We start from the raw sequence: 12,201 nt of genomic DNA on the forward strand, positions 1-12,201 counted from the left end.
GCCGAGGCCCACGACGTCGGCCCCGGCGGCCACCATCACCGGCGGCCCCCAGGCGCCCCCCAGGGATCCCCTCGCCGTCCCGGCGAACTCGGGCAGCGGTGCGCGCGTGGTGTACGCGCTGGCCGAGCGCCGGGTGTGGCCGCGCGCCTTCCACGACCGGCTGACCGCCCCGCTGCCCGGCCTGAAGGCCACCGCCCGGTTCGCCCGCGAGGGCGCCGTCAGACCCGGCCGGGAGGGGCTCGCCGACATCCCCCGGCTGCCGGTCGCCCCCGGCCCGCTGCCCCGCGTCGGCGCCCACGACCTCGCCGTCACCTGGGCCGGGCACGCCAGCTGGATCGTGCGCGTCGGCGGGCTCACCGTCCTCACCGACCCGGTGTGGTCCCGCCGCATCCTCGGCACACCCGCCCGGATCACCCCCGTCGGCGTCCCCTGGGACGCGCTGCCGCCCGTCGACGCCGTCGTCATCAGCCACAACCACTACGACCACCTGGACGCGCCGACCCTGCGCCGACTGCCGCGCGACACCCCGGTGTTCGTGCCGGCCGGGCTCGGCCGCTGGTTCCACCGCCGCAAGTTCACCGTCGTCACCGAACTGGACTGGTGGGAGGCGGCCGAACTGAACGGCGTCCGCTTCGACTTCGTACCGGCCCACCACTGGTCCAAGCGCACCCTCACCGACACCTGCCGCAGCCTGTGGGGCGGCTGGGTGCTCACCGCCCCCGACGGCCGGCGGGTGTACTTCGCCGGCGACACGGGGTACGGCCACTGGTTCTCCCGCATCGGCCGCCGCTACCCCGGCATCGACCTCGCCCTGCTCCCCATCGGCGCCTACGACCCCCGCTGGTGGCTCAGCGACGTCCACTGCGATCCGGAGGAGGCGGTCAGGGCGGCCCAGGACCTCGGCGCCCGCCGGACGGCCCCCATGCACTGGGGCACGTTCGTGCTGTCCGCCGAGCCCGTCCTCGAACCCCTCGTCCGGGTCCGCGCCGCCTGGGAGCGGGCCGGCCTGCCCCGCGAGGACCTGTGGGACCTGCCGGTGGGCGCCTCCCGGGTGCTGGCCGGGTAGCCGGACCCCGCCCCGGGGCCGCTACGCCTTGGCCGGCCCCCGCAGCCGCTTCCACACGCTGGGCGCCGCGCTGATCACCACCGTCAGCACGACCGCCGCGACCACGCCCTCCCACGGCTCCTTGAACAGGGAGCCGCCCAGGATGCCGATCAGCTGGTACGTCACCGTCCAGGCCAGGCAGGCCGGCAGGTTGCCGCGGACGAAGCGGCGGGTCGGCCACTTGGCCATCAGACAGGCCAGCATCACCGGGATGCGGCCCGCCGGCACCAGCCGGGACAGCACCAGCACCGCGACCCCGTGCTCGGCCAGCTTCTCCTGCGCCTGCGCCAGCCGGTCCTCGGGAGCGCGCGAGCGGATCGCCTCCAGCCAGCGCGAGCCGTTCTTCGACTTCATGCCGCGCCGCCCCAGCCAGTACAGCGCGACGTCCCCGAGGAACGCGGCCAGCGACGCCGTCAGGAACACCAGCCCCAGGGACATCGCCGTCTGGTGGAAGGCGACCACCGCCGCCGAACTGACCAGCACCCCCGTCGGCACCACCGGGACCAGCGCCCCGATCAGCACCAGCAGGAACAGCGACGGATAACCCAGTGCCTGTTGGGTGGCGTCCGTCGGGACGACCGTCACGGCCGATCCGAGCCACGTCACCGGGCGGCCTCCAGCAGCACGCTCTCGCCGTGCCCGAGCCGGTGCACCGCCACGCCCGGCGCGTGCAGCGCGGCCAGGCGCACGAACTCATCTCCCGGCGCATGGAATTCATGGGGGCGCACGGCGTCCATCCCGATGGGCCAGTACGTGCCGTAGTGCACCGGCACCGCGCTGCGCGGCGCCAGCCGGGCCAGCGCCTGGGCCGCCCGGCCCGCGTCGAGGTGCTCCTCGCCCAGATGCGGCCCCCAGCCGCCCACCGGCAGCAGTGCCGCGTCGACCGGTCCGACCGCCTCCGCCATGCCGTCGAACAGCCCGGTGTCCCCGGCGAAATACGTGCGTCCCTCGCCCTCGACGACATAACCGAGGGCGGGGGAGCGGCGCGGCCCCAGCGGCAGCCGCCGCCCGTCGTGCCAGGCCGGCACCACCCGTATGCGCAGGTCACCGACGGTGACCTCGTCGCCGGGCACGACCTCGGTGACCGACAGACGGGTCAGCCGGCGCAGCCCCGGCACCGCCCGGGGCGCCCCTCGCGGAACGAGCAGGCGCGTGCCCGGCGCGAGCCGCGCGAGCGACGGCACATGGAGATGATCGGCGTGCAGATGGGAGACGAGCGTCACATCCGCCCGCCAGGCCTCGGGCGGGGGGAGCGCGCCCCGCCGCCGCCGCAGGTGGGCGAGGCGACGGGCGAACAGGGGGTCGGTGAGCACACGTATGCCCGAGTCCTGGACCGTGCAGGTGGCATGACCCCACCAGGTGACCTCCACCGGCACCTCTTTGCCTCCTTCGCGCGACTCCCCCGAAGCCTACGTCCAGGAGTAGTGTCGGCGGCGAAACCGGAGGTGAGGGGGACGCCATGGGACCGGTGAGAGTCACGGCGATCGCGAGTCTGACGCCGCTGGAGGAACTGGACGCCGACCCGTTCCTGGTGGACTCCCGCAGCCAGCACGCCATGTGCGCCCGCTGGGCCGCCGAGCACGGGTACGTCGTCGCCCGGGAACTGCTCGTCAGCCGCCTGCGGCCGGACCACGACGTCCTCTGGGACGGCGTCCGGCCCGGACACGACCTGTTCGTCGCGCCCAGCCGCCGGGTGCTGGAGAGCGCGCTCGCCTCCGTCGAGGAGTTCACCGCCCAGTGCGCGCGGCGCGGGGTGCGGGTGGAGACCGTCGGGCACGCGGAGCCGTCGTACGACGCCCAGATGAAGGCGTGCGTGCACCGCAGGCTGTCCATGCCGACGGCCGGTTACGACGGCCGCTGACCAGCGGCCCGGCCCCAGGCCCCCCGGGGCCCTGGCCGGATCAATCCGTACGCGGACGCTGTGACACGCTGGAGAGCGGTCCGCGCCCGACAGCGGACCGGAACGTGAGGTGTGCGGAGCGTGAACCCGTGAACGGAGGGCGCTGGCGGCGGATCGCCAGTCAGATCGGCCGGAGCGTGACGGTGTGGGCCGTCTCCACGGTGACCATGCTGGTGCTCGCCGGCCTGCTGCCGGACTTCGAGCTCCAGTCCCCCGACGGGGACAGCGCGACCCAGATCGCCGTGACCGCCGCGTTCGGCGCCGGCGCCTTCGGTCTGCTGTCGGCGCTGGTGTGGCCGCTGCTGGTCCGGCTGCTGCTGCTGGTGCCGGCCCTGGTCCTCGGCCTGCTGGTCTTCTTCCTCAACGGCGCGCTGCTGCTGGTCGCGCTCCGCGTCAACCCCGCCGCGCACGGCGCCGCCGGTCCCGAGACCGCGGTCGTCGTCGCCGCCGTGATGTCGGCCGTCGCCTCCGCCACCGGCGGCGCGCTCGCCGTCCGCGACGACGACGCCTACCGCCGCCGCCTCTACCGCCTCGCCGACCGCCGCCGCAGAACCGTTCCGCCCTGCCCCACCGGCCACGGCACCGTCTTCCTGCAACTGGACGGCGTCGGCCACGACGTACTGAAGGCCGCCGCAGACAAGGGCACCATGCCCACCGTCGCCCGCTGGCTCGGCGACGGCACCGCCCCCGGCACCCACCGGCTCACCCCCTGGCGCACCGACTGGTCCAGCCAGACCGGCGCCAGCCAGCTGGGCATCCTGCACGGCAGCAACCACGACATCCCGGCCTTCCGCTGGTACGAGAAGGACACCCGCGAGGTGATGGTCTGCAACCGTCCCTCCAGCGCCGCCGAGCTCCAGCGCCGCGCCGTCGAGCGCACCGGTGACGGCGGGCTGCTCACCTTCGACGGGGCCAGCCGCGGCAACCTGTTCAGCGGCGGCGCCGACGAACAGGCCCTCGTGCTGTCCATCGCGGCGCGCCGCCGCAGCCGGGAGACCCGCTCCCGCGCCGGGTACTTCGCCTACTTCTCCGACCCCGCCAACGCGGTCCGCACCGCCCTGTCGTTCGGCGCCGAGGTGGCCCGCGAGATCGGCCAGTCGCTGCGCGCCCGCGTCCACAAGGTCCGCCCCCGCGTCTCCCGCGGCGGCCTCTACCCGTTCGTCCGCGCCTTCGCGACCGTCGTCGAACGGGACGTCGTGGTCGCCGCGGTCATCGGCGACATGCTCGCCGGCCGCACCGCCGTCTACGCCGACCTGGTCGCCTACGACGAGGTCGCCCACCACTCCGGACCGCACAGCCGGGACGCCGAGAAGGTCCTCGCCCGCCTCGACCGCTCCCTCGCGCTGATCGAGAAGGCCGCCGAGCACGCGCCCCGGCCGTACCGGATCGTCGTCCTGTCCGACCACGGCCAGAGCCCCGGCGAGACCTTCCACGCCCGCTACGGCCTCACCCTCGCCGACCTGGTCCGGGCCGGCTGCGGGCTGCCCGTGCCGCGCCGGGCGCAGCGCACCCACAGCGGCGCCGAGGCCCGCAACACCGTGCGCGCGGCGATGGGCCGGCCGGTCGAGGAGGGCGGCGAGCAGCACCGCCCCTCGCGCCGCCGCTCCGAGCCGCTCGTCCTCGCCTCCGGCAACCTGGGCCTGGTCTCCTTCCCGGACGTCGGCCACCGCATGAGCCGGGAGGAGATCGACGCCCGCCACCCCGCGCTCCTCGCCACCCTCGCCAACCACCCCGGCGTCGGCTTCCTGCTGGTCCGCAGCGAGGCCCACGCGGACGACGAGCACGACGGGCTGGTGCTCGGCGCGCGCGGCGCCGAGATACCCCTGGACCGGCTCGACGAGGACCCCGGCCCGCTCGCCCCCTTCGGGCCCGGCGCCGCCGACGCCGTACGCCGCACCCACTCCTTCCCGCACACCGCCGACATCATGGTCAACTCCTCCCTCGACCCGGCCGACGGCGAGGTGCTCGCCTTCGAGGAGCAGATCGGTTCGCACGGCGGGCTCGGCGGCGCCCAGTCCCAGGCGTTCCTGCTCTCCCCGACCGCCCTCACCCCGCCGGTCGCCGAGGGGACGGAACTGGTCGGCGCCGAGCACGTCCACCGCGTACTGCGCCGCTGGCTGCGGGAGTCCGACGGCCCGCAGATCCCGCTGGACGACACACCCGTCGAGGCGCCGCTGGACGACGTACCGTCCGGGGCACGGCTGGACGACGCACGGTCCGGGGCACAGCTGGACGATTCACCGTCCGAGGCGCACGGAGGCACACCTTTTGCGGTGCCGGACGGGGTCGTACAGGACAAAAGCGCCTGATTTGGAGGGCCGCCCTGGCGTGTCCGACCATGGTCGGCGGCCCGGCGATCCCGGGCGGCATTTTCCAGAGAGGCGCACCACCCCATGCACGTCACCGGGACCGTTCCCCCGCCGGCCCCGCAGCGGAACCCCGACCGGCACACCCGCCGCTTCGGCCTCCCCGTCGCCACCGCCCTGGTCATGGGCAACATCATCGGCGGCGGCATCTTCCTGCTCCCGGCCTCCGTCGCCCCCTTCGGCACGGTCAGCCTGCTCGCCTTCGGCGTCCTGACCGTCGGCGCCATCGCCCTCGCCCTGGTCTTCGGCAGGCTCGCCGCCCGCGACCCGCGCACCGGCGGCCCGTACGTCTACGCCCGCGAGGCGTTCGGCGACTTCGCCGGGTTCCTCGCAGCCTGGGCGTACTGGATCACCACCTGGGTCTCCAACGCGGCCCTCGCCGTCGCCGCCGTCGGCTACCTCGACGTGCTGATCCCGGTGAACGACCACCGCTGGACCGCCTGCCTGGCCGCGCTCGTCCTGCAGTGGCTGCCCGCGCTCGCCAACTTCGCCGGCACCCGGTACGTCGGTGCCGTGCAACTGGTCTCCACCGTGCTGAAGTTCCTGCCGCTGCTGCTCGTCGCCGTCGGCGGGCTGTTCTTCTTCGACGCGGACAACCTCGGCCCGTTCAACGCGAGCGGCGGCGGCGCCGTCGGCGCGGTCTCCGCCTCCGCCGCGATCCTGCTCTTCTCCTACCTGGGCGTGGAGTCCGCCGCCGTCAGCGCCGGCGAGGTCAAGGACCCCCGGCGCACCGTCGGCCGCGCCACCGTGATCGGCACCGCGGGCGCCGCCCTGGTCTATCTGCTGGGCACCCTGTCCGTTTTCGGCACCGTCGCCCACGACCGGCTCGTCGGCTCCACCGCGCCGTTCTCCGACGCCGTGAACGCCATGTTCGGCGGCACCTGGGGCGGCTGGGCCGTCGCGCTGGCCGCGCTGGTCTCCATGACCGGCTGCCTCAACGGCTGGACGCTGCTCAGCGCCCAGACCCCGTACGCCGCCGCCCAGGACGGCCTGTTCCCGTCGGCCTTCGCCCGCAAGCGGCGCGGCGTGCCCACGGTCGGCGTCGGCGTCACCGTCGTCCTGGCCTCCCTGCTCACCGTCTACAACTACGCCTCCGGCTCGGGCCAGGTCTTCGAGATCCTGGTCCTGGTCACCACCTTCACCGCGACCGTCCCCTATCTGCTGGCCACCGCCGCCCAGCTCTTCCACCTGCTCTCCGGCCGCCGCGACCAGGTGGACCGGGCCCGGCTGGTCCGGGACGCCGTGGTCGCGGCGGTGGCGGCGGCCTTCTCCCTCTGGCTGGTCGCCGGCGCCGGGTACGCGGCCGTCTACCAGGGCGTGCTGTTCCTCTTCGCGGGCGTACTGGTGTACGCGGTGATGGCGGGCCGCCGCAAGGCCGCCCTCGGCTGACCCGCCTTCCGGTAATTCGGCTGCGACCGGCTACCCGGGCGCCCACACTGGGGGAGGACCTTCTCCGACCCTCCCCAGGAGCCCCCCGCGTGCAGGCTGCCGTCACCGTCACCCCCGCCCGTCTTCCGGAACTGCTGCTGGGCCTCGCCACGGTGCGGCCGGTGTTCCTCTGGGGGGCGCCCGGCATCGGAAAGTCCTCCCTGGTGCGGAGCTTCGCCGAGTCGCTCGGCCTGGAGTGCGTGAGCCTGCTCGGCACCCAGCTCGCGCCGGAGGACCTGATCGGCGTACCGCAGATCCGCGACGGCCGGTCGGTGTTCTGCCCGCCCGAGGTGATCGCCCGCGACGAGCCGTACTGCCTCTTCCTGGACGAGCTGAACGCGGCCACCCCGGACGTGCAGAAGGCGTTCTACTCGCTGATCCTGGACCGCCGGATCGGCAACTACGAGCTGCCGGCGGGCTCGATCGTCATCGGCGCCGGCAACCGCGCCACCGACAACGCCCTGGCCCGCCCGATCGCCTCCGCGCTGGTCAACCGGCTCACCCATGTCCACCTGGAGGCGTCCCCGAAGGACTGGCTGGTCTGGGCGGGCGAGAACGGCATCCACCCCTGGATCACCGACCACCTCACCGACCGGCCCGACCACCTGTGGTCCAAGCCGCCCAAGACCGAGGAGCCGTTCTCCACCCCGCGCTCCTGGCACATGCTCTCCGACGCCCTGCACTCCTTCGGCCGGGACCTGGACGAGGAGACCCTCAAGGTCCTCGCCCACGGCACCCTCACCCCCGCCCACGCCACCGCCTTCTGCGGCTACGTCAAGATCGTCCGCAGCCGGTTCGGCATCGAGGCGATCATCAAGGGCGAGGCCCGCTGGCCGCACCGCATCCAGGACCGCGACCTGCTCTACTACCTCGCCGACTCCTTCCGCGGCCGGCTCGTCAAGGAACTCCCCGCCGACAAGGAGCACATGTCGGCGAGCGGCCGGCAGACCGCGTACCGCGCCAAGTCGCTGCTGGTGCAGCTCGCCGAGATATCGGTCGAGGTCGCCCAGAGCGTCATCGCCTCCGACGCCGACGGCAACCCCGTCCTGCCGTCCTGGTTCCTGGTGGAGGCGGCCCGCGACATGCCGCGCCTGGTGGAGGCCCGCCGGTGAGCCGGCCGCCCGCCAAGAAGAAGAAACGGGACCTCGCGGGGGAGGCGTTCGCCGAGGGACTCGGTCTGGTGCGGGCCAACCCGGCGCTGGCCGCCGTCGAGTTCACCGTCTGCCGCCGAGCCGACTGCGACCTCGCGCCCCGCGACGGACTGGTCCGCGTCGACTCCGACGGCGACCTGCACGCCCACCCCGACCGCATGGCCGACCCCGCCGACTGGGCGTGGGCCATCGCGCACGCCGCCCTCCACCTCGGCTTCGGCCACGTACCCGCCGCCAAGGGCCCCCGCGTCCAGCCCGACCGGTACGACCTCGCGGCGCGCTGCGTCGTCGTCAACCGGTTCCTCCAGACCTTCCCCGTGGGGCAGGCCCCCCAGGAACTGCCCCTGAGCTACCCGGACGGCGACGAGGAGCGGCTCGCCACGCTGTGGCGGCGCGACGGGCTCCCCGCGGCCTACGAGCGCTGCGGCACCGCGGGCGCCGAGGCGGACCTGCTGCTCCTGGAGTGGGACGGCTGGTACGGGCCGCCCCCGGACCGGCAGCTCGCCTTCGCCACCGCGCTGACCCGGACCGTCTCCGCCGCGATGGACGTGGCGGGCGGCCGGCGTGCCACCCTGGACGGCGAGGAGCCCGCCCGCCGGCCCTGGGAGAACGCGCTGAGCTGGTTCGTCTCCTCCTACCCCCTGCTCGGCGGCATCGCGGCCGGCGTCAGGCTGATCGCCGACGCCGGACTCGCCCGCGCCCACGGCATCGCGGTCGCCGCCGTCGACACCGAGGCCGGTGAGATCTACGTCAACCCGCTGCGGCAGCTCGACGACGAGGAGTGGCGGTTCGTCCTCGCCCACGAGATGCTGCACGCCGCCCTGCGCCACGGCGACCGCGCCGGTGCCCGCGACCCCTTCCTCTTCAACGTCGCCTGCGACTACGTCGTCAACGGCTGGCTGGTGGAGATGCGGGTCGGCGTCATGCCCGACGGGCTGCTGTACGACCCGTCGCTGGCCGGCCTGTCCGCCGAGGAGGTCTACGACCGCGTCGCCGGCGACCCGCGCCGCGCCCGCCGCCTGGCCACCCCGCGCGGCAAGGGCGCCTGCGACGTCCTCGGCGCCCCGCTCGGACCGCCCCGCGACCACGTCGACCTCGACGAGTTCTACCGGCGCGGCCTCACCCAGGGCCTCGACCTGCACCAGGGCCAGCAGCGCGGCTTCCTGCCCGGTGGTCTCGTCGAGGAGATCCGCGCGCTCAGCCACCCGCCGCTGCCCTGGGACGCCCGGCTGGCCCGCTGGTTCGACGAGTTCGTGCCGAGCCCCGAGCCGCTCAGGACGTACGCGCGCCCCTCGCGGCGGCAGGCGGCGACCCCCGACATCCCGCGCGCCGGACGGTACTTCCCGCCCGAGGAGGTCGCCCGCTGCACCTTCGGCGTCGTCCTGGACACCTCCGGTTCCATGAACCGCGTCCTGCTCGGCAAGGCGCTCGGCGCCATCGCCTCCTACGCCGAGGCCCGGGACGTCCCCGCCGCCCGGGTCGTGTTCTGCGACGCCGCGCCGCACGACGCCGGGTACCTGGCCGTCACCGAGATCGCCGGCCGGGTCCGGGTGCGCGGCCGGGGCGGCACCGCGCTCCAGCCCGGCGTCGACCTGCTGCACCGCGCCGACGACTTCCCGCCCACCGCGCCGGTACTGATCATCACCGACGGCTGGTGCGACACCCTGCGGGTGCGCCGCGAGCACGCCTACCTCCTCCCACGGGGCGCACGGCTCCCGTTCGCCCCCAAGGGCCCCCTCTTCCACGTGAGCTGAACCCGGGTGTGATCGGATAGGGGCGGACCCATCCGAACCGCGAAAGGACCTGCCGTGGCCACCACGCGCTCCGCACACACCGTCTGGGAAGGCAACCTGTTCGAGGGCAACGGCGTTGTCACCTTCGACTCGTCCGGCATCGGCGAGCAGCCGGTGTCCTGGCCGTCCCGCGCCGAGCAGGCGAACGGGAAGACCAGCCCCGAGGAGCTGATCGCCGCCGCCCACTCGTCCTGCTTCTCCATGGCGCTGTCCAACGGCCTGGCCGGCGCCGGCACCCCGCCCACCAAGCTCGTCACCTCGGCCGACGTCACCTTCCAGCCCGGTGAGGGCATCACCGGCATCCACCTCACCGTGGAGGGCACCGTCGAGGGCCTCGACAACGACGCGTTCGTCGCCGCCGCCGAGGACGCCAAGAAGAACTGCCCGGTCAGCCAGGCCCTGACCGGCACGACCATCACCCTGTCGGCGAAGCTGGCCTGATCCGGCACCGCCGCGCCCCTTCCGCCGGGGCCGGGGCTCCCCTCCCCTTGACAACAGCACGCTCAAGTTTTGTGCTGGAGGGGTAGCCACCCGGAGGGCCCTGGCGGAAGGGGACGGCATGGGACGCGCGGTCGGTATCGATCTCGGGACCACGAACTCCGTGGTGGCCGTCCTGGAGGGCGGCGAGCCCACCGTCGTCGCCAACGCGGAGGGTGCCCGGACGACGCCCTCGGTGGTGGCCTTCGCCAAGAACGGCGAGGTGCTGGTCGGCGAGGTCGCCAAACGGCAGGCGGTCACCAACGTGGAGCGCACCGCCCGCTCCGTGAAACGGCACATGGGGGACGCCGGATGGCGCTTCCCCGAGCAGGGCGACATCGACGGCACCCGCTACCGGGCGCAGGAACTGTCCGCGCGGGTGCTCCAGAAGCTGAAGCGGGACGCGGAGGCGTACCTCGGCGAGGACGTCACCGACGCCGTGATCACCGTCCCCGCCTACTTCGACGACGCCCAGCGGCAGGCGACCAAGGAGGCCGGGGAGATCGCCGGCCTCAAGGTGCTGCGGATCATCAACGAGCCCACGGCGGCGGCCCTGGCGTACGGCCTGGACCGGGAGAACGACCAGACGGTCCTCGTCTTCGACCTCGGCGGCGGCACCTTCGACGTGTCGCTCCTGGAGATGGGCGAGGGCGTCATCGAGGTCAAGGCCACCAACGGCGACACCCTGCTCGGCGGCGACGACTGGGACCAGCGGGTCGTCGACCATCTCGTCGAACGCTTCAAAGGGCAGTACGGCATCGATCTCGGCCGGGACAAGATGGCGGCGCAGCGGCTGCGCGAGGGCGCCGAGAAGGCCAAGATCGAACTGTCCTCGGCCAGTGAGACCACCGTCAGCCTGCCCTACGTCACCGCCTCCGCCGAGGGCCCCCTCCACCTGGACGAGAAGCTGACCCGCGCCCGGTTCCAGGAGCTGACCGCCGATCTCCTGGACCGCTGCAAGGCCCCCTTCCACCAGGCCGTCCAGGACGCCGGCGTCGAACTCTCCGCCGTCGACCACGTCATCCTGGTCGGCGGCTCCACCCGGATGCCCGCCGTCACCGGCCTGGTGCGTGAACTCACCGGCAAGGACCCGCACAAGGGCGTCAACCCCGACGAGGTCGTGGCGGTCGGCGCCGCGCTCCAGGCGGGCGTCCTGCGCGGCGACGTCAAGGACGTGCTGCTGCTCGACGTCACTCCGCTGTCCCTCGGCATCGAGACCAAGGGCGGCATCATGACCAAGCTGATCGAGCGCAACACCACGATCCCGACCCGGCGTTCGGAGATCTTCACCACCGCCGCCGACAACCAGCCCTCCGTCGGAGTCCAGGTCTACCAGGGCGAACGCGAGATCGCCGCCTACAACAAGAAGCTCGGCGTCTTCGACCTCACCGGTCTGCCGCCCGCCCCGCGCGGCGTCCCGCAGATCGAGGTGGCCTTCGACATCGACGCCAACGGCATCATGCACGTCTCCGCCAAGGACCTCGCCACCGGCCGCGAGCAGAAGATGACCGTCACCGGCGGCTCGGCGCTCCCCAAGGAGGACATCGACCGCATGATGCGGGAGGCCGAGCAGTACGCCGACGAGGACCGCGGACGCCGCGAGTCCGCCGAGACCCGCAACCAGGCCGAGCAACTCGTCTACCAGACGGAGAAGTTCGTCCGCGACAACGGCGACAAGATCCCCGAGGCCACCCGCTCCGAGGTCGAGTCCGCCGTCACCGGCCTGAAGGCCCTGCTGGAGCGGCAGGCCGACACCGCCGAGCTGCGGGCCGGCGTCGAGAGACTCGCCGGCGTCAGCCAGCGCATGGGCCAGGCGATGTACGCGCAAGCCGGGCAGCCGCCGTCCGAGGGCGCCGGGCCCCGGCGGGAGCAGGGCGACGAGGACGCGGTGGTCGACGCGGAGATCGTCGACGACGACAAGGGCGGCGGCAAGGACTGACGTGTGACGGGGTGTGAAGCGCCCCGTTATCTTTTTCGCGGT

General features: G+C 73.7%; 10 protein-coding genes. 8 read left to right on the plus strand and 2 right to left on the minus strand.

Going from position 1 to position 12,201, the window contains the following annotated elements; translation table 11 throughout:
* Positions 1-34 precede the first annotated feature (34 nt).
* Positions 35-1,066 (plus strand): MBL fold metallo-hydrolase, encoded by a 1,032-nt coding sequence (locus J7I94_RS33225; RefSeq protein ID WP_308114810.1) that lies wholly within the window; start codon positions 35-37, stop codon positions 1,064-1,066.
* Between the two features lie 21 nt (positions 1,067-1,087).
* On the opposite strand, the gene J7I94_RS33230 is transcribed toward J7I94_RS33225, so the two are convergent.
* Positions 1,088-1,711 carry a DedA family protein gene (locus tag J7I94_RS33230; RefSeq protein WP_215173258.1) on the minus strand — a complete coding sequence of 208 codons (624 nt, stop codon included), beginning with the start codon at positions 1,709-1,711 and terminating at the stop codon, positions 1,088-1,090.
* A complete protein-coding gene (locus J7I94_RS33235; protein ID WP_215173259.1) occupies positions 1,708-2,481 on the minus strand; it encodes an MBL fold metallo-hydrolase in 774 nt (257 codons plus the stop codon). The genes J7I94_RS33230 and J7I94_RS33235 overlap by 4 nt, the downstream gene beginning before the upstream one ends.
* An 83-nt stretch (positions 2,482-2,564) precedes the next feature.
* Here J7I94_RS33235 and J7I94_RS33240 point away from each other — a divergent pair, with 83 nt between their 5' ends.
* The 7 genes from J7I94_RS33240 to dnaK all read left to right on the plus strand — a co-directional run bounded on the left by J7I94_RS33240 (position 2,565) and on the right by dnaK (position 12,159).
* Positions 2,565-2,966 carry a hypothetical protein gene (locus J7I94_RS33240; protein ID WP_215173260.1) on the plus strand — a complete coding sequence of 134 codons (402 nt, stop codon included), beginning with the start codon at positions 2,565-2,567 and terminating at the stop codon, positions 2,964-2,966.
* A gap of 182 nt (positions 2,967-3,148) precedes the next feature.
* Complete coding sequence (locus J7I94_RS33245) at positions 3,149-5,314, plus strand: alkaline phosphatase family protein (protein WP_215173270.1); 2,166 nt, start codon at positions 3,149-3,151, stop codon at positions 5,312-5,314.
* An 84-nt stretch (positions 5,315-5,398) separates the two neighbouring features.
* The gene (locus J7I94_RS33250; RefSeq protein WP_215173261.1) at positions 5,399-6,760 is read left to right on the plus strand and encodes an amino acid permease; all 1,362 of its coding nucleotides are present in this window, start codon (positions 5,399-5,401) and stop codon (positions 6,758-6,760) included.
* Between the two features lie 89 nt (positions 6,761-6,849).
* Positions 6,850-7,911 (plus strand): ATP-binding protein, encoded by a 1,062-nt coding sequence (locus J7I94_RS33255; protein WP_215173262.1) that lies wholly within the window; start codon positions 6,850-6,852, stop codon positions 7,909-7,911.
* On the plus strand, positions 7,908-9,704 hold the full coding sequence (locus tag J7I94_RS33260; protein ID WP_215173263.1) for a hypothetical protein: 1,797 nt from the start codon (positions 7,908-7,910) through the stop codon (positions 9,702-9,704). The genes J7I94_RS33255 and J7I94_RS33260 overlap by 4 nt, the downstream gene beginning before the upstream one ends.
* Positions 9,705-9,758: 54 nt before the next feature.
* Positions 9,759-10,184, plus strand: coding sequence for an OsmC family protein (locus tag J7I94_RS33265; protein WP_215173264.1), 426 nt, complete (start codon positions 9,759-9,761; stop codon positions 10,182-10,184).
* Between the two features lie 118 nt (positions 10,185-10,302).
* Complete coding sequence (gene dnaK / locus J7I94_RS33270) at positions 10,303-12,159, plus strand: molecular chaperone DnaK (protein WP_215173266.1); 1,857 nt, start codon at positions 10,303-10,305, stop codon at positions 12,157-12,159.
* The last annotated feature ends 42 nt before the right edge of the window (positions 12,160-12,201 follow it).

The sequence above is a fragment of the Streptomyces sp. ISL-12 genome, assembly GCF_018614415.1.
Classification (GTDB): domain Bacteria; phylum Actinomycetota; class Actinomycetes; order Streptomycetales; family Streptomycetaceae; genus Streptomyces.